The organism is Pseudomonas sp. BN414, assembly GCF_029871275.1.
Lineage (GTDB): Bacteria > Pseudomonadota > Gammaproteobacteria > Pseudomonadales > Pseudomonadaceae > Metapseudomonas > Metapseudomonas resinovorans_C.
Genome location: NZ_SSOL01000072.1, coordinates 21,801 through 45,279 on the forward strand (window position 1 = coordinate 21,801; position 23,479 = coordinate 45,279).

A 23,479-nucleotide genomic window follows, 5' to 3' on the forward strand; every position below is an offset into this window, starting at 1 on the left:
ATACATCGGGTTCATCTATGTTGGGTGAGATGGCGCCGCCCGAACCCTGTGGCGAACGTCCTCGGCGGCGCCCTATGATGACGCCCGGCGATCTGGCTGTTCCCGGCATCCTGATGGGGATGGAGCCATCGCTGAAGCAGCAATCTAGGTGCCCTGCCGAACTCGTAAAATAGCGCGGGCCAACTGTTCACATAGATCGCCTTCTATGTAATGCACCCACGGAGGTCCCATGCTGGGCAACGTATCCGAACTGGATATCCGCCTGATCCGAGTGTTCCTGGCGGTTGTCGAGGCCGGCGGCATTTCCGCTGCACAGACTGCGTTGAACACCTCGCAGCCCACCATCAGCGCGCAGCTCGCATCACTGGAAACCCGCCTCGGCTTCCGCCTCTGCCAACGCGGCCGGGCCGGCTTCGCCCTGACGGCCAAGGGCAGCCAGTTCGTCGACGCGGCGCGGCGCCTGCTGGCCGCAGCCGAGGGCTTTCGCCTGGAAGTGCAGCACATCAACCGCACCCTATCCGGCACGCTGAACATCGGCCTGCTGGGGCAGATCGACCCCACGGCCAACAAGAAGATCGCCCTGGCCATCGCACGCCTGCGCGCGCGCAACCAGGGGCTGTACTTCCAGTTCACCGAACTGTCGTCGTCGTTCCTCGAAGAGAAGCTCATCAACGGCCATCTGGACCTGGCCATCGGCTATTTCTGGCGGCGCCTCGACAACCTCGACTACCTGGCCCTGTTCCGCGAAACCCAGTCGGCCTATTGCAGTGCGTCCCACCCGCTCTATATCCACGCGGGGGCGCTAGAGGATGCGGACGTGGCCGAGCACGAATGGGTCTGGCCCAGCCACCCGCTTCCGGAAATGCCGGCACCGACCTCCATCGAACGCATGACTGCACTTACCGACAGCATGGATGGCGCTGCCCTGCTGATTCTTTCCGGCCAGCACCTGGGCTTCCTGCCCGAGCATTACGCGGCTCGCCACGTAGAACTAGACCAGCTCCGCGCCCTCAACCCGGAGCAGTTCCGCTATGAAGTGCAGTTCCATGCGGCGGTGCGCCATTCCACCCGGCAGAGCGAACTGGTGAGCACCTTTCTCGCCGAGTTGATGGACGCCTTCGAGCTGACCTGACGGTCTGATGACCTGCGCCGCTCTCAGAAGCCGTATTTCGCCTTCAACGCCTGTATCGCCACCTGCTCCCGCTGGAGAAAGGCGTCGAAACGCTGGATGAGCTCCGGATGGCGGATGCTGGAGAGGTGGTAGTAGCTGTCGCTGAGTGGCAGCAATGTCGGCTCGATCACCAAGCCGCCCTCGCGTCCCAGGCGCTTGAGGTGAAAGTTCGCCACTTGCTGCGCCATGTTGGCGGCGTCGATGTAGCCGGCCATGGCCATGTGGATAAGTCCCTCGGGATTGGGCGCCTCCTTGATGACCACCCGCCCGGCAGCGATATCGCCCTGGAATTTCCACGGCGTGAAGCCACGGACGAAGCCGAGCCGACGGAAGCTCGCCCGCGCCTGGCCCTTGCGCTCCGGCAGCACCAGCATGACGTCCTGAAACTGCAACACCGGTTGCGAGTAGGTGATTCCGGCCGGCTTGTGCGCCACGTCCCAGCGCGGGTTGTCGGGGAAGACCAGGTCGAGTCGCCCGCTCCAGTAGACGTGGAACAGTCGCCGCACCGGCAGCGCCACATAGGTAAAGCGCAGGTTTTCCCGGGCGGCGAAGAGGTCCAGCAAGTCGCGGGCATAACCGCGGTACTCGTTGCCTGGCGGCACTGCGGAATAGATGGGGTAGTAGTCCACCTGCTCCACCCCGATACGGTACTCGGCCGTTTGGCTGGCGTGACCCAACAGCGGCCACACGCTGACAATCAGCAGCGCGACGAACCACAACGCTCGGCAACGACTTGATACCTGCGTACTCGGCATGGATGGACAGGGGGCCTGACGAAAAATGCCGCTCAGTTTAGGCCGGCAGCAACCCGCGAGTCTCCCCCTTTTCAGTCCTTCATCGGCACCCAGACTTCCACCCAGCCGGTTCCGGCCATGGGATCGAAATCGGCACTGTAGTACTCGAACTCCGGCGCATCGGCAGCCTGTAACCCGGACTGCGGCAACCAACGCTGGAAGATCGCCGCAAAGGTCTCGTGGAGGCCGGGGTGGAGATGATGGCACTTGATGGTGATTGTGCGGCGATTTCCTCGGCTATGTCTGCGTTAGCTGTTGCCAGAGATCGGCCATCGGTCCAGGGGCCTTGTAGGAGCTAGCTTGCTAGCGAAACGGGGCCATTCGCTGGCAAGCCAGCTCCTACTGGCGATCCAGCCACTTGCAACACTTAATGCGGACACAGCCATTTCCTTCGCCGACAGCCGGACGGGAATTGCGCAACCAATCCCCGCCGCCGCTGTCCATAATGGCGCGCTCCGTCAGCGCCTCCGGGAGGTTCCTTGTTCGCTGTATCCCTTCGCAGTTTCCTGCGTCAGACCATCCTCGCCCTGCCCTTCGTTTCCACTGCCGCCCTCGCCTGCCCCAGCGGGCAATCGCAGGTGTGTGTGGTGACCTGCTTCTGCGCGCCGGGCAACCAGGGAGACATGGCGCCTTTGCTGGAAGGCGTCAACCAGATGGCCGCTGCCAGCCTGCAACAGTGGATCGTGGAGTCGCGCAACAACATGCCCGCCACCCTGCTGCATCCCATTCCACTGCACATCCGTGCACAGCTCGAGCCCTATTACGACCTGCAGGTGCTGGACACGGCGCGCTACAAGGTGGGGGTCGACACCGAGGCGAACGCCGCCAACACCCTGATGCAGAACCCGGATGTGGAGGCCGTGACGCTGGTAGACGTGATCGTCTTCCGCAACGAGGACGACGCAGAGAACAACGTCGCCCTCTGGGCCCACGAACTGCATCACGTGAAGCAGTACCTGGAATGGGGCGTGGCGGACTTCGCCAAGCGCTACACCCGTGACTACAACTCGGTGGAAGCGCCGGCTTACAAGATCCAGGGCGAAGTGGCGCGGGCGTTGAAGCCGACGGTGGCCAGCAGCGGCAGGAAACTCTGAGTCGGCCATCTGCCCAAACCTTCCTGACGATTCGGCACCGGGCGATTAGAAGTCAGCTCGCCCCTCGCCTCCGCCTGGCGAGGATCAATCCAGATCGGATGCCTGATGCCGCTCCGGGCACTGCTCTTCCGGCTCACCCCAGGTGCGATTGACCCGCCTGCCACGCTTCACCGCGGGCCGCTCGGCGATTTCCTCGGCCCAGCGCAGGACGTGGATGTACTCATGGGCGGAGAGGAATTCCGCTGCCGAATACAGGTTCCCCCGCACCAATTGGCCGTACCACGGCCATACAGCGATATCGGCGATGGTGTAGTCATCACCCGCCAGGTAGCGGTGCTCGGCAAGACGACGATCCAGGACATCCAACTGGCGCTTGGTCTCCATGGTGAACCGATCGATCGGGTACTCGAACTTCTCCGGCGCGTACGCATAGAAATGCCCGAAACCTCCGCCAAGGTAGGGCGCCGATCCCATCTGCCAGAACAGCCAGTTCAAGGTTTCGGTACGCCCTGCCAGGTCCGTGGGCAGGAAGTGGCCGAACCTCTCCGCCAGGTACAGCAGGATCGAGCCCGACTCGAAGACACGGATCGGCACTTCCTGGCTGTAATCCACCAGGGCGGGAATCTTCGAGTTGGGATTGATCCCAACGAAGCCTGTGGAAAACTGCTCACCCTCCGTGATGCGGATGAGCCAGGCGTCATACTCGGCATCGGCATGCCCCAGGGCCAGCAGCTCTTCCAGCAGGACCGTCACCTTCACCCCGTTGGGCGTGGCCAGCGAATAGAGCTGCAACGGATGCTTGCCCACCGGCAGCTCGCGTTCGTGGGTTGGCCCTGCGACCGGCCGATTGATGTTGGCAAACTCGCCCCCGGACGGCGCAAGGTGCTGCCACACCCTGGGCGGAACATAGTGTGCGTCGGACATGTGAACCCCCTGATGCAGGACTGATGGTCTTGAAAGGAACCCGGAGCATTGTAGGGCGACAGCAGCTTCTGGGGTGGCCAACCGGCGAAGGGGCGGCCATGCTCACTCGAGTTCCCGATAAGGCCCGATTGATGCCCGCGCTAGACGAGCCCCACCTTGCCCCCCACAAGGGATCACATGCATCCTCCGTAGCCCTACGGATGGCCGCCGTCCGCACGGACCAGGCATGATGCCCCGCGTGAACCCCCTGACCCATCTCCGCACATTCCTGCTCTGGCTGGTGCTGTTCTGCCCGGTTGCCGCGTGGATTGGCTGGCAGGACTATGCCGACCGCCATGAGCGCTTCTTCCAGGACACCAGCATCGCCCAGCGCATGCTCAGCCAGAAGACGGTGCAGCACGAAGCCGTGCTGGCCACCCTGGCCGCGTTGTCGCACCCGCCAATTCCCGAACGCCTGCTCCCCAGCCTGCAACCCTCCATGCCGCAACTGCTGGGCCTGGGTTTTCTGCGTGACGGAAACTGGGCGGGCAGCCTCGCCGCCCCGCCGAACTTCGCCGCTGCGGTCGAGCAGGCCCGCCAGTTGAAGCGTCCCGTCACGTTGCCGCTGGACGAAGCCCGCTACTGGCTGGTGGCGCCATCGAGCTGGAGCCTGTTGCTGGACGCGCGCCAACTCATCCCGGCCAGCGACTTTCCCCCTTCGCTGGCGATGCTGACGCTGGATGTGGGCGCCGGTCCGCTCACCCTGCTGGCACGCCAATCCGGCGCCGACTCAATGGGCTGGTTGATCGACCTGCACAAACCCCTGGGGGCGGTCAGCCAACCCTTTCCCCTGCACAGCTGGCGCCTGCTGACGCCCGCCGACTGGCCCTGGCTGGAATGGCTGGCCTGGGCGGTCGCCAGTGGCCTCGTGGTGGCCGGTTTCGCGGCCTGGCAGCGGTCGCGCGCCGATGCCAGGCGGCAACAGGAGGAAGCGCGCCTGGCCGCTATGACACGGCTGAGCACCTTGGGCGAGATGGCGGCGGGCATCGCCCACGAACTGAACCAGCCGCTGACCGCGATCCTCGCCCAGGTGCGGGCCGCCGAGCGCCTGCTGGATGACGAAGACGAACGTCCAGCGGTCCGCCAGGCCCTGCTCGCCAGCGCCGGACAGGCACACCGTGCGGCCGACATCATTCAGCGCATGCGCGAGCTGGTTCAGCCCAGTTCGCCGTCACCGCGCACAGCGGTCGATCCGGACGCGCTGGCGGCTTCGCTGCTGTTCCTGCGCGAACAGGAGCTGGCGCGCCGCGGCATTCGCCTGACCTGGCGCAACGCCTCGCCGGGCGCCCGCCCCCGAGGCGACCGGGTGGCCCTGGAGCAGATCCTGCACAACCTGGTGCAGAACGCCGCCGACGCACCAGGCACCCGCAACATCGCCCTCTGCGGCGGCGTTGAAGACGGCGGCTATGCATTCAGTGTCAGCGACGATGGTCCGGGTATTCCCGCCGATTCGCTGCCGCGCCTGTTCGAGCCTTTCTACACCACGCGGCCGCAAGGCATGGGCCTGGGCCTGACGCTGTGCGAAACCCTCGCCGGCGCCATGGACGGCCACATCAGTGTCCGCAACCTCGATCCACGGGGCGCCGGCTTCACACTGCGCATGCCCCTCGCCGGAGCCGACGCATGAGCCTTCCCGCACACTCGCCGCTGGTGTACCTGGTTGACGATGACGATGCCGTGCGCGACGCCCTGGCGCTGTTGCTACGCAGCGTCGGCCTGCGCAGCGAAGGCTTCGGCGATCCCCAGGCCTTTCTCGACACGCTGTCGCCGCAGGCCATCGGCTGCGTGGTGCTGGATATCCGCATGCCGGGCATCGGCGGGCTGGACGTGCTGGCACGACTGGCGGAGGCCTCCGACCTGCCGGTGGTGATGCTCACCGGACACGCCAACGTCGACCTCTGCCGCCGCGCCTTCAAGGGCGGCGCCATGGAATTCCTGCAGAAGCCGACGGACGACGATGTCTTCCTCGACGCGGTGCAGGCCGCCGTGCGCACCCACATCGCCAGCCGCGAGCGCCAGGCGGTGACCCAGGCCGCGGCGGACCGACTGACGCGCCTCTCGGGTCGCGAGCGCGATGTGCTGGAACGCATCGTCCAGGGCCTGAGCAACAAGGAGATCGCGCGCGAGTTCGAGCTGTCGCCGCGCACCGTGGAAACCTACCGGGCCAACGTCTTCGCCAAGCTCGAAGCCGATTCCCTGGCTCAACTCATCCGCCAGTACGCCAGCCTGCTCGACTCACCGCCGTAGCGTTACGGAGACCCTCCCGTAGTCGGGCGAATACCGCGACCGAGTCTTTCGGGACGCACTGGCTGCACCTCAATTTGACGACATGCCCGACTTCGTACTGCTGGCGCTCAATGCCCAGCACATACCGCTGCCTTGTGCCTGGCGAGCCGGCGATGTTTTGCCCAGAGATACCAATCGCGCAAGGAAAACTGCAGCAAGCTGGTGCCACAAAAGGCCTGACGGTCAGAGCGACGCGTTGAGCTCGGAGATCAGCGTCTCGCGGTGCTTGAGCGCGGCCACCGAGGCCTCGCCCAGGCGGCCGGCCACGGCGCTAAGAATGCCCTCGGCGAGTAGCATGAAGGCGCACATGCTGTTGCTAAAGAACAGGCTCTGGTTCGGCACATAGAAGCTATAGCGGGCGATCCTGGCCAGAGGCGAGCTGCTGGAATCAGTCAGCGCGACGACCTTGATGCCGTGCTTGGCCGCCACTTCCGCCGTCGCCAGCACGCTCGGGGTGTACGGGAAGCAGCTCGCCACCACCAGCACGTCACCTTCGTCCAGCTGCGCCAGGGCATCGGCTACGCCCTGCCGGGCGGCATCCAGCGGAGCCACGTCCGGGCGCAGCATGCCCAGGGCGTAGGCCATGAAAAGCGCCAGGGAAGTGAACTGGCGCATACCGTGGATGCGCACGCGCCGGGCGCTGGTGAGCAGTTCGACGGTGGCATCGAAATCGGCGCAATCCACCTGCTCGATCATGCTTGCCATGTTGGCGCTTTCCTGGCGTCCGAGGCGGGTGAGCTGGCCGATGCTGTCATTGCTGCCATTGCTCGGCGCCAGCAGGCGTGACGCCTGGTCGCTGTAGAAGGTTCGCCCTTCGGTGACCTCACGACGGAACACATCCTGGAATCGACTGAAACCGCCGTAGCCCAGCTTCTGCGCCAGGCGCGAGAAGGTAGAAGGATTCACCCCCAACTGTTCGGCCAGTTCGCTGATGGATGACACAGCCGCACGCTGCGGCGCCTCGATCAAGGCGGTGAGCACACGCCGCGAGCTGCTGCCGAGGGAAATATCGGCCTCGCGCCGCTCGATGGCTTCGAGCAGCAGTTTCAAGCCGGCCAAGGTATCTGGGGCATTCGCCATGACAGCATCCATCTGAAGGTTTCCCGGGAGTCTTCCCGGCGGCAGGTGCCCATAGTAGCGGGCCGTTGGCCCAACCGCGATGGGCGCCCCCGTGTCAAACCACGAGCCGGCCAGCGAGGGTCGGAGTGCCGGTTTTCGCTTCCGTGTACACCGCCCAGTCCACCGCCTGCGTACCGATCAGGAACAGGGCGGTGGCCAGGGTGTTCTCGTCGTCCGGGTCATCGGCCGCACTGCGATAGACCGGCAGCTCAGCGTCCGAGGTGTCGCGCAGGATCGCCAATGCCTGGCTACCGTCCAATCGCTCGCCAAGGCCGGCGACCAGACCGTCCACGCGCTGCTGGCGGTTGCCGGAGCTACCGGTGATTCGTTGGGCAACGCTCTCCAGCGCCGGATGCACCAGGTGGTTGGAATGTCCGAACGGACGCACGACCTCGACTACCGAGGCGCGCTCGGAGGTGCCCTCGAAGCTCACCAGGCGATCACTGCCCGCTTGCCCCAGCGCGTGGTGGAAGGCACCGGCCCGGCCTGGGCTGGAGAGGATATCCACAGCCTCGTCGATACTCGCCGCATCCAGGCTGGCGCGTCCCAGCACCTGCCGGGGAAGGCCCGCTGGAATGCTCTGGGGACGGATGTTGTTCACCGTCACCACCAACCCTTTTTCGTTCACTGCGAAGGTGTGGCCGGGAATGGAGCCGGGGTAGACGAACGAGGTGAAGCCGAGACCTTGCTCAGGCGCGACACTGACCAGAGCGCAATGCCCGCGCAATTGCGGAAAGCCATCCTCGTTGTGGGCAATCAGGGTGCCGCCGGTGGTGGGGCCGAGCACCGTGGTGCAGCCATCCACGCTCTGCGGTTGCACGAAATCACCACGGCAGTTCCATAGGAAGACTTCCTCCACCGGCAGTTCCAGGCCGGCGGCCAGACCTTCGAACTCCTGCCAATAACGCGGGAAGCGTCGCTCCACGTCGGCACGCATGCTGCGTGCCGCCTCGCTGGCCGCCAGCCTCGCCAGGCGCTGCCAGAGCTCCAGAGGGCGCAGGTGGCGATGCACCGCTTCGCGGCCGAATCGGCCCAGGCCGACGCCGATTTCAAAGGCGCTGCCGCCAAGCTGGAGGTGAGTGAATGCCATGACTCTCTACCTGTTCAGGAAACGTGCTGAAGGAACTCGCGCAGGCGCGGGCTCGGCGGGTTGCTGATGAGCGCGGCAGGGTCGCCGTCTTCGGCGATGCGGCCCTTGTCGATGAAGATCAGGCGGCTGGCCACCTTGCGGGCGAAATCCACTTCGTGGGTGACGATGACCATGGTCATGCCCTCCTCCGCCAGGTCCTTCATCACGCCCAGGACTTCATGACGCAACTCCGGGTCCAGCGCTGACGTGGGCTCGTCGAACAGCATCAGCTTGGGCTTCACCGCCAATGCACGGGCAATGGCCACGCGCTGCTGCTGGCCGCCGGAGAGCTCCGACGGATAGTGTCCGGCACGCTCGGCCAGACCAACCTTGGCCAACAGTTCGTGGGCCAGGGCCTCGGCGTCGGCCTTCTTCGCACCCCGTACGCGAATCGGGCCGAAGGCGACGTTTTCCAGCGCGGTCATCTGTGGGAACAGGTGGAATTGCTGAAAGACCATGCCGGCCTCCTGACGGATCAGCCGCTCTTCCACCTTGGGGTCGTTGACCTCGAACCCATCGACGTAGAGCTGGCCACCGCTGATGACTTCCAGCTTATTGATGCAGCGCAGCAAGGTCGATTTGCCAGAACCGGATGGGCCGATGATGACCACCACTTCGCCGCTGCCGATCTTCAGGTCGATGTCGTGAAGCACCTGGGTACTGCCAAAGTGCTTGGAGACGCCCTTGAACTCGATCATAGAATTTTCAATCTCCCTTCAATACGGCGCAGGGTGTAGCTCAGGGCCAGGGTGATGATGAGGTAGATGATCGCCACTGCCGTCCAGACTTCCATCGCGCGGAAGTTGCCGGCGATCACTTCCTGGCCCTGGCGCGTCAGTTCAGCGACACCGATGACAATGAACAGCGAGGTGTCCTTGATGCTGACGATCCACTGGTTGCCCAAGGCCGGAATCATCCGCCGGAAGGCCAGCGGCGCGATCACATAGCGCAGGGTGTCGCGGCCCGACAGGCCAAGCGCGAGCCCTGCCTCGCGGAAACCACGGTTGATCGACAGCACCGCGCCGCGGGTGATCTCGGCGATGTAGGCACCGGAGTTGATCATGATGGTGACCACCGCTGCGCCGAACGGATCGATGCGCACCGGCACCATCAGCGGCAGGGCGAAATAGATGAACATCACCTGCACCATGATCGGCGTGCCACGGATCAGTTCGATGAACACCAGCGCCAGCCGGTTGCTGAGGAAGCCGCCATAGGCGCGGGCAAAGCCCGCGACCAGGCCAATGACCACCCCACCCAGAAGCCCGAGGATAGAAATCCAGAGGGTGAGCCTGGCACCCTCCAGCAACACGGGCAGCGCGCTCCAGATGGCATCCCATTGGAAAATCATTGCTCTGCTCCTACTTCAATTTCGGGGATGGGCTTACTGCGGGTCGGTGCCGAACCACTTGCGGTAGATCTGCGCATAGGTGCCGTTCTCACGGAGCGTCTTCAGCGCACCGTTGACCGGCTCACGCAGCTCGCTGCCTTTGGGGAAGCCGATGCCGTACTGCTGCGCCATCATTTGCTGGCCAACGGCTTTGACCTGACCTTCGCCGGCGGTCTTGATGTAGTAGAGGACGTTCGGCGTGTCGTGCATGGCGGCGTCGACACGGCCGGTGCGCAGTTCCAGGTAGGCATTGTCGATGTTGGGGAACTGGCGCAGATCGCTGGTCTTGAGATTGGCCTTGGCGTAGTCGGCGGAAGAAGTGCCGCTCTTCACCGCCAGGGTCTTGCCGGCGACATCCGCCTCGCCCTTGATGCTGTCGTTGTCGCTGCGGACCATCAGCAGGAAGCCGCTGTCGTAGTAGCCGTCGGAGAAGTCGATGGCCTGCTTGCGCTCTTCCTTGATGGTGATGCCGGCGAGCGCCAAGTCTACGTTGCGGGTTTGCAGCGCGGGGATGATGCCGTTGAAGTCCATGGGCTTGAGCGTGTACTTCCAGCCCAGCTCCTTGGCGATGGCCGCCCAGAGGTCGATATCGAAGCCGACGTATTCGTTGCCCTGCTTGAACTCGAAGGGCACGAAGGCGGTATCGGTAGCGACCAGCAGTTCCTTGTCGGTGGCATTGGCGTGGGTGGTTGCGGCGATAGCGAGTGCAGCCAGGGCTGCTTTGAGCAGGTGCTTCATTTGCATGCTTCCTCTCGGTCGTGGACGAACTGGCCCTGGCCGGTGCGGCTTCAGGCGTTTCTGGCAGTCAAGGTTCAGCAGGACCCGAGGAAGACACCCGCTGGTTTGTTGTTGTTAGCTGCTAGGCCACAGCGTCAGAGACGGTCTGCACGGCCACCATGCTTTCGAGCAAGATAAACATGCATTTTTCATAAATGCAATATCGATTTGCGCAAATCAACGACCGCAAGCGCCGCCTGACGAATCCACCAAACCCCAACAAATATGGGGTTAAAGCCTTTATTCCGACCATCACAGCCTCCTCTTCGTGCAAATTCAATCTGCAAATTTTTATTGCACTCAATATTTTTGCAGATATTCTTTGCCAAAAGCACCGGAGGACACCATGAGCCACGTATTCCACCGCAGCCTGACCCAAAGCTATCCGACCGCCGTCCAGGGCGACGGCCCCTACCTGATCGACAGTCAGGGCAAGCGCTACCTGGATGCCAGCGGCGGCGCGGCCGTGTCCTGCCTGGGACACAGCGACGCCAACGTGATCGAGGCGATTCGCGAGCAGGTCGGCAAACTCGCCTATGCGCACACGTCGTTCTTCACCAGCGAGCCGATGGAAGAACTGGCGGACTTTCTCATCGAACGCGCGCCTGAGGGGCTGGAGTCGGTGTACTTCGTATCCGGTGGTTCCGAGGCAGTGGAAGCCGCACTGAAACTGGCGCGCCAATACTTCGTGGAAGTCGGCCAGCCGCAGCGGCGCCATGTGATCGCGCGCCGACAGAGCTACCACGGCAACACCCTCGGTGCCCTCGCCGCGGGCGGCAACGCCTGGCGGCGCCAGCAGTTCCAGCCGCTGCTGATCGATGTCAGCCACGTCAGCCCCTGCTACGCCTACCGCGAGCAACGCGCCGATGAAACGCCGGAAGCCCTGGGCATTCGGCTGGCCGAAGAGCTGGAGACAGAAATCCTCGCGCTCGGCGCCGACAAGGTGATGGCCTTCATCGCCGAGCCGGTGGTAGGTGCCACCCTCGGCGCTGTGCCAGCGGTGCCCGGTTACTTCAAACGGGTGCGCGAAGTTTGCGACCGTCACGGCGTGCTGCTGATCCTCGATGAAGTGATGTGCGGCATGGGGCGCACCGGCAGCCTCTTTGCCGCCGAGCAGGAAGGCATCAGCGCCGACCTGATCACCATCGCCAAGGGCCTGGGCGCGGGCTACCAGCCCATCGGTGCAACCCTGGTCAGCGGCCGCATCGTCGACGCTATCCGCCGGGGCTCGGGCTTCTTCCAGCACGGCCACACCTACATCGGCCACGCCACCGCCTGCGCTGCCGCGTTGGCCGTGCAGAAAGCGATCGAAACACGCCAATTGCTGCCCCGCGTGCGCGGGCTGGGTTCAGCCCTGCAAACCCGCCTGCAAGAGCGCTTCGCGGCCCATCCGCATGTCGGCGACATCCGTGGCCGGGGCCTGTTCCAGGGCGTGGAACTGGTGCGCGAGCGCGCCAGCAAGGCGCCCTTCGACCCGGCGCTGAAGCTCCATGCCAAGGTGAAGAAGGCCGCAATGTCCCAAGGCTTGATGTGCTACCCGATGGGCGGCACCCTCGACGGCCGCCAGGGCGATCACATCCTCCTCGCCCCGCCCTTCATCCTTGAGGAAACGCACCTGGATGAACTGGTCGACAAGCTGGACGCCGCCCTGCGCATTGCGCTGGCCGAGGTGTGAGGAACCGCCGATGAAGATCGAATCAAGACTGACCGCGCTGGACGAAGCCCGGATGAGCGACGCCCAACGCACTGTGCTGAAGGCCATACTCAGCGGCCCACGCGGCAACCTGGACGGCCCCTTCCTCGCGTGGATCCACAGCCCCGAGCTTGCCGATCAGGCTCAGCGCCTCGGCGCCTTCTGCCGCTACGGCACCCGCCTTCCTCTGCGTCTCACCGAGTTGGCCATCCTGTTCACCGCGTCCTGGTGGCAGTCCCAGGCGGAATGGCAGATCCACGAACCCATCGCCCGCCAGGCCGGCGTCAGCGACGCCATAGTCGACGCCTTGCGCCAGGGCCGCGAACCAGCCTTCGAACAGAACGACGAACGCATCATCTATCGCCTCGGCCGCTCGCTCTACGCGACCCGCCGTATCGACGACGCGCTCTACGCCGAGGCCATTGCGGCCTTCGGCGAGCCGGCGACGGTGGAACTGGTCGGTGTATTCGGCTACTACGCGCTGGTGGCCATGACGCTGAATGTGTTCAACGTTCGGCGCGGAACGGATACGCCACTGCCCTTCGCCGAACCTTGATTGCGGTATGCGCGGCTTTTCGAGTCGCGAACGGCCTCACCCATGGCGAGGTGAAGCGCATTCACTGCCTCCCTCACCCCGCCGCAGAAACCGCCGCGCTGCGTGCCTTGCGGGTCATCAGGGTGAACCCGCTGATCGCCGCCACGGCGAACACGGCTTGCACGCCGACCATCGGCCAGGAGTTGCCATCCTGCAGCGCGCCCAGCAGCAGGCCACTCAAGGTCGCACCGAGCATCTGGGAGAATCCCATCAAGCCGGCCGCGAGCCCGGCGCGGTGGGCGTTGGGCATGACCACGCCGGCCACCGAAGCCGGAATCAGCATGCCGCCGCCCAGGGTCACCAGAACCTGTGGCAACGACAGGCCGAGCACCGACAAGCCCAGCGTGGCGTGGACCAGCAAGGTGGTCAGGGCACCCGTGGCCACCAGGCTCACGCCGATACCGACGATACGTTGCGGGCCCAGTTGCATGATCTTGCGCTGGGTGAACAGCGCACCGGCGATCAGTCCGGAAATGGTGGCACCGAAGGCCAAGCCATATTCAGCAGCGCTCAGGCCCAGCAGGCCGATATAGACAGCCGATGAGCCGGCCACCACCGCGAACATTGCCCCGTAAGTGCCGGCCAGGGTGAACGCCAGGGCCCGGCTGGAAGGCTGCTTGAGCAGGTCGAAATAGTTGCGCGCCAGGGTCGCCGGGTGGCCGGCCTTGGGATCGAGGCTGGGGTTGGATTCCCGGTAGAAGGCCAACACCGCCAGCAGCGCCAGGCTACCGATGGTCAGGGAAGCCAGGATGGGCGCGTGCCAGCTGCCCCACTGGGTGAGCAGCCCGCCCACCATGGGCGCCAGGGCGATGGCGCTGAGCATGCCGATCACCGTCAGCGCCAGGGCGGGCGCGGCCTGGGCCTTCCATACATCGCGCACGATGGCCCGCGCCAGCACCAGCGCCGCACAAGCGCCGAGCCCCTGGACCACGCGTCCGAGAATGAAGTCGGTCATGCTGTCGGCAAGGAACATCCAGGCGGTGGCAGCCAGGTAAAGGCTGAGCCCGCCGATCAGCACCGGCCGGCGGCCGACCCGGTCGGACAGCGGCCCCAGCAGCAATTGCCCGAGCCCGAACGCCGCAACGAAGGCGGACAGCGCCGCGAGGCTCGCGCCGTGGTCGGCACCCAGTCCCTGCTCCAGGGCACCGAGGGCGGGAATGATCAGTTGGGTGGAAATTTCGCCCATGGCGGTCAGCACCATGAGGATGGCCAGCAGCAGGCGCGACGGGTTCATGACAGGTCTCCTGCTGCTTCGGCTTCCAGCGCCAGCACCATCAGCTGCCACTCCAGGGCCTGCCAGTCGTCGTGGCTGACGGCGGACGGCGCAACGCAGGCCAGGCCGTTCTCTGCTGCTTGTTGTTCATTGCACATCGCATGCACCTCCGTTGGTCGCTTCGCCCTTGGGCTGACGAATTAGATGACGAGTGACATATATACACGAAATTAGATTATGCCTATCATATTTTCGACCTGCGGTGCTTCGCCCTGATGCCGCCCAATCCGAGGATCGCTCCATGAATCGCCCGCACCTTGCCCTACTCGCCCTGATCCCCGCTGCCCTGCTGGCGCTGAGCGGTTGCAACAGCCAGGCCGATACCTCGGTCAGCGCGCCCCAGCCACGGGCGGTCCTGGCAGCGGACGTACAAGCGGCCGCCCAGCAGAATGCGCTCTATACCGGCGTGGTAGCGGCCCGCACGGCCAGCGACCTGGGCTTTCGCGTCGGCGGCAAGGTGATTGCCCGCAAGGTGGACCCAGGCACCCGCGTGAAGCGCGGCGACGTATTGCTGGTGCTGGACAACACCGATTTCGAACTGGCCCTGCGCACCGCCCGTAACCGCGTCACCGCCGCCGAAGCGGAGCTGCGCCAGGCCCGCGACGACGAAGCCCGCTATCGCCGCCTGGCCGGCACCGGCGCGGTCTCCCGTCAGCTGTACGACCAGGCCGCCACGCGCTTGCGGGTCGCCCAGGCCGAGCAGGCCGCCGCCACTTCCGAAGCGGCCCAGGTGGAGAATCGCCGCACCTACTCGACCTTGCAGGCCGATGGCGACGGCGTGATCACCGATGTGCGGGTGGATCGTGGACAGGTCGTCGCCGAAGGCCAGATCGTCGCCAGCCTCGCCCATGACGGCGCGCGCGAGGCGGTGATCGATATCCCGGAAACCCAGCGTTCCCTCGCCAACCACACAGCCCGCGCCTATCCCTACGGCGCCTCGGGCGACGCAGTACCGGCCACCCTGCGCGAGCTCTCTGCCGCGGCGGATACCACCACCCGCACCTTCCGCGCCCGCTACACCCTGGGCGGAGACTCCTCCGCCCTGGCCATCGGGTCCACCGTCACCCTGCAACTGGACGGCGCCGACCACCAGCAACTGGTGCGCGTGCCGCTGGGCGCCCTGCACGACAAGGGCCAGGGCACCGGCGTCTGGGTCATCAAGGCGGACAGCACGGTGGAACTGCGCCCGGTGCACGTGGTGCGCCTGGAGCAGGAAGAAGCGGTACTGGAAGGCGGCATCCAGCCGGGTGAGCGCATCGTCGCCCTCGGCGCCCACCTGCTGAACGCCGGTGACAGCGTGCGCGAACTGCCGGCGCCGTCGCTGGCCCTGGAGAACTGAGATGAGCCGCTTCAACCTTTCCGCATTCGCGGTACGCAATCGGGCGGTGACCCTCTTCCTGATCATCGCCACGCTGGTCGCCGGCGCCATCGCCTTCAACAAGCTCGGCCGTGCCGAAGACCCGTCCTTCACGGTCAAGACCATGACCATCACCGCCGCCTGGCCGGGCGCCACCGCGCGGGAGATGCAGGAACAGGTGGCGGACCGCCTGGAGAAGCGCCTGCAGGAACTGGACTTCTACGACCGGGTGGAAACCATCGCCCAACCCGGCTTCGTCTCGATGAAGCTGCAGTACCAGGACTCCACCCGACCCGGCGACATCCAGCAGCTCTTCTACCAGACCCGCAAGAAGCTCTCCGACGAAGCCAAGCGCCTGCCGCAAGGCGTGGTCGGCCCCTTCTTCAACGACGAATACTCCGACGTCTACTTCGCCCTCTACGCGCTGGAGGCCGACCAACTGCCGCACCGCCAGTTGGTGCAGATGGCCGAGGACCTGCGCCAGAGCCTGCTCAACCTGCCTGGGGTGAAGAAGGTCAACATCCTCGGCGAACAGGCCCAGCGCATCTTCGTCGAGTTTTCCTACCAGCGCCTGGCCACCCTCGGCCTGAAACCCGAACAGATCTTCGAAGCCCTGGGCAAGCAGAACGGCGTGGCGCCGGCAGGCTTCGTCGAAACCAGCGGCCCACGCGCCTACATCCGTCTGGATGGCGCCTTCGACAGCCTGAAGCTGATCGAGAACGTGCCGATCAACGCCAACGGCAAGCTGCTGCGCATCGCCGACGTGGCCACAGTCAAACGCGGCTACGAGGACCCGCCGAGCTACCGCATCCGCCACCAGGGCGAACCGGCACTGATGCTCGGCGTGATCATGGAACCGCACTTCAACGGCCTTGAACTGGACAAGTCCCTGCAGGCCGAGGAGGACCGCATCCATGCCGGACTGCCCCTGGGCGTGAAGTTCGACAAGGTCTCCGACCAGGCGGAGAAGATCCGCATCGCGGTGAACGAGTTCATGCTCAAGTTCTTCGTCGCCCTCGGCGTGGTGATGCTGATCAGTCTGCTGGCCCTGGGCTTCCGCGTCGGTCTGGTGGTCGCCGCCGCCGTGCCGCTGACCCTGTCCATCGTCTTCGTGATCATGCTGATGACCGGCCGCGAGTTCGACCGGATCACCCTCGGCGCGCTGATCCTTTCCCTGGGCCTGCTGGTGGACGACGCCATCATCGCCATCGAGATGATGGTGGTGAAGCTGGAGGAAGGCCTCGACCGCATCCAGGCCGCCACCTTCGCCTGGACCTCCACCGCAGCGCCCATGCTCACCGGCACCCTGGTGACCGTCATCGGCTTCCTGCCGGTGGGCTTCGCCAAGTCCGGCGCGGGCGAGTACGCCGGCAACATCTTCTGGATCGTCGGCTTCGCCCTGCTCGCCTCCTGGGTGGTGGCGGTGTTCTTCACGCCCTACCTGGGAGTGAAGTTGCTGCCGAAGATCCAACCCGTCGCTGGTGGCCATGAAGCGCTCTATGCCACCCGCCTCTACCAGCGCCTGCGCGCCCTGGTCACCTGGTGCGTGAACCACCGCAAGACCGTCACTGCCCTGGTGGTGACAGCCTTCATCGCCAGCGGCCTGGGCATGGGCATCGTGAAGAAGCAGTTCTTCCCCAACTCCGACCGTTCGGAACTGCTGGTGGAGGTCTACATGCCGCCGGGCAGCGCCTTCAAGGCCACCGAATCCGTGGTCGCTGAGGTGGAAAAAGCCCTGCTGGAAGAACCCCAGACCAAACTGGTCGACGCCTACGTGGGCGGCGGCGCACCGCGCTTCTTCCTGTCCCTGAACCCCGAACTGCCGGACCCGGCCTTCGCCAAGATCATCGTGCAGACCGCCGACTCCAAGGCCCGTGATGCCCTCAGGGAACGCATGCAAGCGCGCATCGCCGCCGGCGAATTCCCCTCGGCACGGGTGCGCGTCACTCAGTTAGTGTTCGGCCCGCCGGTGCCGTTCCCGGTGGTATTCCGCGTGTCCGGTCCCAACCTCGACCAGTTGCGCCAGATCAGCGAAGAGGTGCGTGCCGTGGTCGCCGCCAACGCCATGACCCGCGACACCTTCGTCGACTGGGGCGAACGCAGCAGCTCCTATCGTCTGGTACTGGACCAGGACCGCCTGCGCCTGCTCGGCTTCACGCCCAATGAAGTGAAGAGCCAGCTCAACGCCCTGCTCACCGGCAATCCGGTGACCGAAGTGCGCGAAGGCACCCGCACCGTGGCCGTGATGGTGCGAGCCCAGAACACCCAGCGGGAAAACCTCGGCGGTATCGAGGGGCTGACCATCACCAATGCCGCCGGCGTGTCGGTGCCGCTGGAACAAGTGGGCCGCTTCCAACCGCTGATGGAGGACCCGATCCTCAAGCGCCGTGACCGTGCACTGACCTTCGAAGTGCGCGCCGACATCATCAAGGGCACCCAGCCGCCGGATGTGGAGAAGGCCGTGTTCGCCGACCTGCAACCGCTGATCGCCAAGCTGCCGGCCGGCTACAAGGTGACCATCGGCGGCCCGGTGGAAGAAAGCGCCAAGGCCAACAAGGCCCTGGCCGTGCTGTTCCCGGTGATGATCCTGCTGACACTGGTGGTGATCATGTTCCAGGTGCGTTCCTTCAGCCGGATGTTCATGGTCTTCGCCACAGCCCCCCTGGGCCTGATCGGCGCCATGCCGGCGCTGCTGCTGTTCAATCAGCCCTTCGGCTTCAATGCCATCCTGGCGCTGATCGGCATCGGCGGCATCCTGATGCGCAACACGCTGATCTTCACTGACCAGATCGACCAGGAACTGGCCCACGGCCGCCCCCTGCGCGAGGCCATCATCGAAGCCACGGTACGCCGCGCCCGCCCGGTGCTGCTCACCGCCCTGGCAGCTGCGCTGGCCTTCATCCCACTGACCTTCTCGGTGTTCTGGTCATCCCTGGCCTATGTGCTGATTGGCGGCGTGCTGGTGGGCACCGTGTTGACCCTGCTGTTCCTGCCGGCGCTGTGTGCACTGGTGTTGCGGGCGAAGAAGCCGGAGACCAGCAACCAGGAGCACGTGGCATTGACGTAGGTTGGCGCCAAGCGCAGCGCGGCCCAACACTCAGGCCTCGTGGCCTCCGCGTTGGGTTTCGCTGCGCTCGCGGAACGCCGCCCGACCCAACCTACAATTGAGGCACCCGTAACTCGGTGCAATCCGGGAGCTCTTCTTCGGGTGGATCACGCTTCACCGATCCACCATGCGCGTTCCAGCCGGACCTCGCTGGTGGATGTAAAGAGCGACATCCACCCTACGCCACTGCTGCTCACCTCCTCATGGGAAATCAGCCGCTCCCACAGGCCGGGCGAGACACTGGGGCGCGTTATTCCGCGCAGCAGCTATGCACCTTGGCGGGCTCATCCTCATAGCGATCGTGGTAGGTCATCCAATCCATGATTTCCTGCTCGTCGCGGCCCTTGGGCAGCAGGTCGAGGAAGTTGTAGGCGCCCACCAGCAGGTCCAGGCCACGGGCATAGGTGGAATAGGTGTGGAAGATTTCCCCCGCGTCGTTGCGATAGAACACGCTGAGGCCCGGCATGTCCTCGCCCGGGTCCTTGCTGGTGCCGTAGTTGTAGCGCGCGGTGCCGGCGGCGATATCTTCGGGCCGGGCGGCCACGCCGAAGTCCTGGTTGAAGGAACTGCCCTGGGACGACACCCACTTGAACTTCCAGCCCATGCGCTTGCGGAAGGCCTGGAACGCCTGCAAGGGCGCCCGTGAAGCGCAGAGCAGGGTCACGTCGTGGTGCTTCAGGTGCTGGTTCGCTCCATCGATATGATCAGCGAGGAAAGAGCAGCCCGGGCAGCCTTCCTCCCAACCGGGGCCGAACATGAAGTGGTAGACCACCAGCGTGCTGCGTCCGTCGAAGAGGTCGGCCAGGGTTTCCCAGCCGTCCGGCCCCTCGAAGGCGTAGACCTGGTCGATGCGTACCCAGGGCAGCGCCCGCCGCTCGGCACTGAGCTTGTCGCGCTCACGGGTGAAGGCCTTTTCCTTGCGCAGCAATTCCTCGCGCGCTTGAAGCCATTCTGCTCGGGAAACTACGGGATGCTTGTCGATCTTCATGGTGCGCACTCCTGAACCAGACATTGATAGGGACTCGCCCTAGTGGTCGTCCGGCAGAGGATGCGCTCGACAATTGCGCCAAGAGTTGGCGACGAGCGGCGTCATCTCAGAGGCTGTGCCCGCGTCTGGCCTCCAGGCGCTGGACGGTGGCGCTCGGCGTCTCGCCGAACAGCTTGCGGTACTCGCTGGAGAAGCGCCCGAGGTGATTGAAGCCCCAGGCCAGGGCGATCGCCGAGATGTTCCGCTGGGAGCGGTCCTCGAGGATTTCCTGGCGCACCGCAGTGAGCCGGTGCTTCTTCAGGAACGCCATGGGCGACTGGTCGAAATACCTCCTGAAGCCTTCGAACAGTTTGAAGCGCGAGACCCCGGCCGCGCGTTCGATGTCCTCCAGGCAGATTTCCTCGCGGGCGTGGGCCTGGATGAAGGCGCGGGCACGCAGCAGGTAGTGCGGCAGCTTGATCTCCAGGCGCTCGCGCAGTTCGTCCGAATAGTTGTTCGGCTGGGCCAGGATCAGCCCCTTGATCAACGCGCTTTCCAGGTCGCGGGTGAAGAACAGCTGCCCATAGAGATCGCGACTGCGCTCCAGCTCGTCGATCAGGTGCCGGGCCATGCGCCACCAGGACGCCGCCGCACCTTCCACCGCATCCATCTCGGCCTGGAAGCACAAGGGCGCATCCACGCTGCGTTGCAGCAGGTCTTCCAGGGTCTGCTGCATGGCCGCGCGGGGAATCGCCACCTGCAACTTGTGGCAGTCGCCGCCGATGGTCAGTTCCTGGTGTTCGTGGGGCGAGAGGATCACCCCCGCGTCGCGATCCGAACGCAGCAGGCGCCCGGACTTGGCCAGCTCCTGCTCGCCGCAGAGCGGCAGGCTGAGGCTGTAGCAATTGAGGTTCATCTCGTCACCGACGCCGATGGTGACGTCGGTACCGTATTCGACATAGCCCAGCGTGGTGGACATCGAGGGCAGCACATTGGCGCTGTGGTGGAACTGGATACGTTCGGGCTTCGCCACCTTCAGCTGGTGGGGACCGCAGATATTCGACATCCAGGAACGGGCTCCGGCCAGATCGTAGCGATCTGCGGAAATGTCTCGAAAATGGGGATGGTTCTTCGTAGTCATCACGCGGCACCCAACACGGCAATGGGAGATGCGCGCTCTGGCGGCGCGTCGAGTTGAATCAGGCAAGCTCCATGCCACGCCAGCACGATCCGTCGAAGACCAGAAATCGAGGATAACATCGGCCCACTTTCTGGATAGGACCGTTCCTCGCTCCGTCGGAAAAATCACTCCAAAGAACCAGCGCGCCGTCTGAACGCCTCATCCCAGAGCCCTTCTGCCACGCCGTGGAGCACACCCTGTGCGCCTTCAGTGCCGCAACCGCCGACCTCTGCAGGTGCAACCCGATGGGGCACCTCAAGGCCAACGAAAGGCTGCGGTGTTACCCCATTTGGGAAGTGCGCGCAGGCCAAGGGTTACCCGCGCTGCAGCAACGGATAGCCTTCGCCAATTTTTCGGATAGCGCGCAGCGGACGAATCGGCTAGCCAACGGCCATTTCGCCGTTCTGCCGTTACCTCGGGCCGTGCCAGGCCTGCCAAGCGTTACCGCGCCCCGCCGCAGCGCTGTCGAGGTGAATTCAAGTCCCCTTTCCACTCCCATCGCTATCCGCTTGCTGGACGAAGGCTATCCACTTATTCCGCTTGCCCCTGAACTGCTGCAAGCCGCGCCCCTTGTGGCTTGTGGGCCGATGGCAAACGGCAAAATTTACGGCGCAGCTTCGCCAACTATGCGGATAGACCGGGAAAGTCCCGGCTCCTTCTAATGGCCTCCACTGATTCGCCCGATGTGGAAGGTGCCACCCATGAATACTTCGAATAAGAACATTGCGCAGTGGAGAGAGTACGTCAGCGGCTGCCTGGACTTCCGTCCGGAAGAAGGCGTGTACCGGATTGCCCGCGACATGTTCACCGAGCCGGAACTGTTCGACCTGGAGATGGAACTGATCTTCGAGAAGAACTGGATCTACGCCTGCCACGAAAGCGAGATCCCCAATGCCCACGACTTCATGACCCTGCGCGCTGGCCGCCAGCCGATGATCATCACCCGTGACGGCAATGGCGAGCTGAACGCCCTGATCAATGCCTGCCAGCATCGCGGCGCCACCCTCACCCGCGTCGGCAAGGGCAACCAGTCCACCTTCACCTGCCCCTTCCACGCCTGGTGCTACAAGAGCGATGGCCGCCTGGTGAAGGTCAAGGCGCCCGGCGAATACCCGGAAGGCTTCGACAAGGCCACCCGTGGCCTGAAGAAGGCACGCATCGAAAGCTACAAGGGCTTCGTCTTCATCAGCCTCGACGTCGCGGGCACCGACAGCCTGGAAGACTTCCTCGGCGACGCCAAGGTGTTCTTCGACATGATGGTCGCCCAGTCGCCCACCGGTGAGCTGGAAGTGCTGCCCGGCAAGTCCGCCTACACCTTCGACGGCAACTGGAAACTGCAGAACGAGAACGGCCTGGACGGCTATCACGTCAGCACCGTGCACTACAACTACGTGGCCACCGTGCAGCACCGCCAGCAGGTCAACGCCAGCAAGGGCAGCGCCAGCAGCACCCTGGACTACAGCAAGCTGGGGGCCGGCGACACCGAAACCGACGACGGCTGGTTCTCCTTCAACAACGGCCACAGCGTGTTGTTCAGCGACATGCCCAACCCCACCGTGCGCCCCGGTTACGCCACCGTGATGCCGCGTCTGGTCGAGGAGCACGGTCAGGGCAAGGCGGAGTGGATGATGCACCGCCTGCGCAACCTGAACATCTACCCCAGCCTGTTCTTCATGGACCAGATCAGCTCGCAGCTGCGCATCGTGCGTCCGCTGGCCTGGAACAAGACCGAGATCATCAGCCAGTGCATCGGCGTGAAAGGCGAATCCGACGCCGATCGCGAAAGCCGCATCCGCCAGTTCGAGGACTTCTTCAACGTCTCCGGCCTGGGCACCCCCGACGACCTGGTGGAATTCCGCGAGCAGCAACGCGGCTTCCAGGGTCGCCTGGAACGCTGGAGCGATATCTCCCGCGGCTACGGCAAGTGGGTCACCGGCGCCACGTCGAACAGCCAGACCCTGGGCATCGCCCCGGTGATGACCGGCACCGAATTCACCCATGAAGGCCTCTACGTGAACCAGCACGCCAACTGGCAGCGGTTCCTGCTCAAGGGCCTCGACCAGAAAGCCCTGAAACTGCAGGAGGTGCAGGCATGAACCAGCAGCTGCAATACCAGATCGAGCAGTTCCTCTACGCAAAATCCGCCCTGTGCGACGCCCAGGACTGGGACGCCTATCTGGAGCTGTTCGACGAACAGTGCGAGTACCACCTGCCGCAGTGGGAGTCCGAGCACCAGTACACCACCGACCCGAAACGCGGCATGTCGCTGATCTACTACAGCAACCGTTCGGGCCTTGAAGACCGCGTGTACCGCATCCGCACCGGCAAGGCCGCCTCGACCGTGCCGATGCCGCGCACCCTGCACCAGATCAGCAACGTGCGCATCGCTGAGTGTGACGACGGCCAACTGGAGGTGAAGGCCAACTGGCACACCCTGTACTACCGGCTGGGCCAGGCCGAGCAGTTCTTCGGCCATGCGACCTACCATCTCAAGCCCGTGGGCGAGAGCTGGAAGATCACCCGCAAGCACATGCTCCTGCTCAACGACACCATCAACTCGGTGCTCGATTTCTACCACCTGTGAT

At 64.6% G+C, this 23,479-nt stretch carries 22 protein-coding genes; 10 read left to right on the forward strand and 12 right to left on the reverse strand.

The window, feature by feature from the left end; genetic code table 11:
• Positions 1-229: 229 nt before the first annotated feature.
• Complete coding sequence (locus E8E95_RS19510; protein WP_280352952.1) at positions 230-1,132, forward strand: LysR family transcriptional regulator; 903 nt, start codon at positions 230-232, stop codon at positions 1,130-1,132.
• A gap of 23 nt (positions 1,133-1,155) precedes the next feature.
• On the opposite strand, the gene E8E95_RS19515 is transcribed toward E8E95_RS19510, so the two are convergent.
• The gene (locus tag E8E95_RS19515) at positions 1,156-1,860 is read right to left on the reverse strand and encodes a transporter substrate-binding domain-containing protein (protein ID WP_280352955.1); all 705 of its coding nucleotides are present in this window, start codon (positions 1,858-1,860) and stop codon (positions 1,156-1,158) included.
• A gap of 137 nt (positions 1,861-1,997) precedes the next feature.
• A complete protein-coding gene (locus E8E95_RS19520) occupies positions 1,998-2,183 on the reverse strand; it encodes a GyrI-like domain-containing protein (protein ID WP_280353246.1) in 186 nt (61 codons plus the stop codon).
• A 261-nt stretch (positions 2,184-2,444) separates the two neighbouring features.
• Here E8E95_RS19520 and E8E95_RS19525 point away from each other — a divergent pair, with 261 nt between their 5' ends.
• The gene (locus E8E95_RS19525; protein ID WP_280352958.1) at positions 2,445-3,059 is read left to right on the forward strand and encodes a DUF4157 domain-containing protein; all 615 of its coding nucleotides are present in this window, start codon (positions 2,445-2,447) and stop codon (positions 3,057-3,059) included.
• Positions 3,060-3,143: 84 nt separating this feature from the next.
• Here E8E95_RS19525 and yghU read toward each other — a convergent pair whose 3' ends face one another.
• Positions 3,144-3,983 (reverse strand): glutathione-dependent disulfide-bond oxidoreductase, encoded by an 840-nt coding sequence (yghU, locus tag E8E95_RS19530; RefSeq protein ID WP_280352960.1) that lies wholly within the window; start codon positions 3,981-3,983, stop codon positions 3,144-3,146.
• Positions 3,984-4,212: 229 nt separating this feature from the next.
• On the opposite strand from yghU, the gene E8E95_RS19535 reads away from it, so the two are divergent.
• Together E8E95_RS19535 and E8E95_RS19540 are read left to right on the forward strand one after the other, a co-directional pair.
• Positions 4,213-5,649 carry an ATP-binding protein gene (locus E8E95_RS19535; protein ID WP_280352963.1) on the forward strand — a complete coding sequence of 479 codons (1,437 nt, stop codon included), beginning with the start codon at positions 4,213-4,215 and terminating at the stop codon, positions 5,647-5,649.
• Complete coding sequence (locus E8E95_RS19540; protein WP_280352966.1) at positions 5,646-6,269, forward strand: response regulator; 624 nt, start codon at positions 5,646-5,648, stop codon at positions 6,267-6,269. Before E8E95_RS19535 ends, E8E95_RS19540 begins: the two co-directional genes overlap by 4 nt.
• A gap of 222 nt (positions 6,270-6,491) precedes the next feature.
• Here the strand turns inward: E8E95_RS19540 and E8E95_RS19545 are convergent, their stop codons facing one another.
• The 5 genes from E8E95_RS19545 to glnH form a co-directional block, all read right to left on the reverse strand.
• Positions 6,492-7,388 carry a MurR/RpiR family transcriptional regulator gene (locus E8E95_RS19545; RefSeq protein ID WP_280352970.1) on the reverse strand — a complete coding sequence of 299 codons (897 nt, stop codon included), beginning with the start codon at positions 7,386-7,388 and terminating at the stop codon, positions 6,492-6,494.
• 94 nt (positions 7,389-7,482) lie between these two features.
• Entirely contained in the window at positions 7,483-8,517 is a 1,035-nt protein-coding gene (locus E8E95_RS19550) for a C45 family autoproteolytic acyltransferase/hydolase (RefSeq protein WP_280352973.1), read from the reverse strand.
• Positions 8,518-8,531: 14 nt separating this feature from the next.
• On the reverse strand, positions 8,532-9,254 hold the full coding sequence (gene glnQ / locus E8E95_RS19555) for a glutamine ABC transporter ATP-binding protein GlnQ (RefSeq protein ID WP_280352976.1): 723 nt from the start codon (positions 9,252-9,254) through the stop codon (positions 8,532-8,534).
• Positions 9,251-9,907: a glutamine ABC transporter permease GlnP gene (gene glnP / locus E8E95_RS19560; RefSeq protein WP_280352979.1), complete on the reverse strand. Its 657-nt coding sequence runs from the start codon at positions 9,905-9,907 to the stop codon at positions 9,251-9,253. The genes glnQ and glnP overlap by 4 nt, the downstream gene beginning before the upstream one ends.
• Positions 9,908-9,940: 33 nt before the next feature.
• The gene (gene glnH, locus E8E95_RS19565) at positions 9,941-10,684 is read right to left on the reverse strand and encodes a glutamine ABC transporter substrate-binding protein GlnH (protein WP_280352982.1); all 744 of its coding nucleotides are present in this window, start codon (positions 10,682-10,684) and stop codon (positions 9,941-9,943) included.
• A 385-nt stretch (positions 10,685-11,069) separates the two neighbouring features.
• Here glnH and E8E95_RS19570 point away from each other — a divergent pair, with 385 nt between their 5' ends.
• Together E8E95_RS19570 and E8E95_RS19575 are read left to right on the forward strand one after the other, a co-directional pair.
• Positions 11,070-12,398, forward strand: a complete 1,329-nt coding sequence (locus E8E95_RS19570) for an aspartate aminotransferase family protein (protein WP_280352985.1) — start codon at positions 11,070-11,072, stop codon at positions 12,396-12,398.
• A 10-nt stretch (positions 12,399-12,408) separates the two neighbouring features.
• The gene (locus tag E8E95_RS19575) at positions 12,409-12,972 is read left to right on the forward strand and encodes a carboxymuconolactone decarboxylase family protein (protein WP_280352988.1); all 564 of its coding nucleotides are present in this window, start codon (positions 12,409-12,411) and stop codon (positions 12,970-12,972) included.
• Between the two features lie 73 nt (positions 12,973-13,045).
• Here the strand turns inward: E8E95_RS19575 and E8E95_RS19580 are convergent, their stop codons facing one another.
• Together E8E95_RS19580 and E8E95_RS19585 are read right to left on the reverse strand one after the other, a co-directional pair.
• Positions 13,046-14,245 carry an MFS transporter gene (locus E8E95_RS19580; protein WP_280352991.1) on the reverse strand — a complete coding sequence of 400 codons (1,200 nt, stop codon included), beginning with the start codon at positions 14,243-14,245 and terminating at the stop codon, positions 13,046-13,048.
• Complete coding sequence (locus E8E95_RS19585) at positions 14,242-14,382, reverse strand: hypothetical protein (protein WP_179059293.1); 141 nt, start codon at positions 14,380-14,382, stop codon at positions 14,242-14,244. Before E8E95_RS19585 ends, E8E95_RS19580 begins: the two co-directional genes overlap by 4 nt.
• A gap of 143 nt (positions 14,383-14,525) precedes the next feature.
• Here E8E95_RS19585 and E8E95_RS19590 point away from each other — a divergent pair, with 143 nt between their 5' ends.
• Complete coding sequence (locus E8E95_RS19590; protein ID WP_280352996.1) at positions 14,526-15,623, forward strand: efflux RND transporter periplasmic adaptor subunit; 1,098 nt, start codon at positions 14,526-14,528, stop codon at positions 15,621-15,623.
• Position 15,624: 1 nt separating this feature from the next.
• Complete coding sequence (locus E8E95_RS19595) at positions 15,625-18,708, forward strand: efflux RND transporter permease subunit (protein WP_280352999.1); 3,084 nt, start codon at positions 15,625-15,627, stop codon at positions 18,706-18,708.
• A 289-nt stretch (positions 18,709-18,997) separates the two neighbouring features.
• Here E8E95_RS19595 and E8E95_RS19600 read toward each other — a convergent pair whose 3' ends face one another.
• Positions 18,998-19,735 carry a thioredoxin family protein gene (locus tag E8E95_RS19600; RefSeq protein ID WP_280353002.1) on the reverse strand — a complete coding sequence of 246 codons (738 nt, stop codon included), beginning with the start codon at positions 19,733-19,735 and terminating at the stop codon, positions 18,998-19,000.
• A 106-nt stretch (positions 19,736-19,841) separates the two neighbouring features.
• Complete coding sequence (locus E8E95_RS19605) at positions 19,842-20,855, reverse strand: AraC family transcriptional regulator (RefSeq protein WP_280353005.1); 1,014 nt, start codon at positions 20,853-20,855, stop codon at positions 19,842-19,844.
• Between the two features lie 740 nt (positions 20,856-21,595).
• On the opposite strand from E8E95_RS19605, the gene antA reads away from it, so the two are divergent.
• Positions 21,596-22,990, forward strand: coding sequence for an anthranilate 1,2-dioxygenase large subunit (gene antA / locus E8E95_RS19610; RefSeq protein WP_280353007.1), 1,395 nt, complete (start codon positions 21,596-21,598; stop codon positions 22,988-22,990).
• Positions 22,987-23,478, forward strand: coding sequence for an anthranilate 1,2-dioxygenase small subunit (gene antB, locus E8E95_RS19615; protein ID WP_280353010.1), 492 nt, complete (start codon positions 22,987-22,989; stop codon positions 23,476-23,478). Before antA ends, antB begins: the two co-directional genes overlap by 4 nt.
• Position 23,479: the final 1 nt, after the last annotated feature.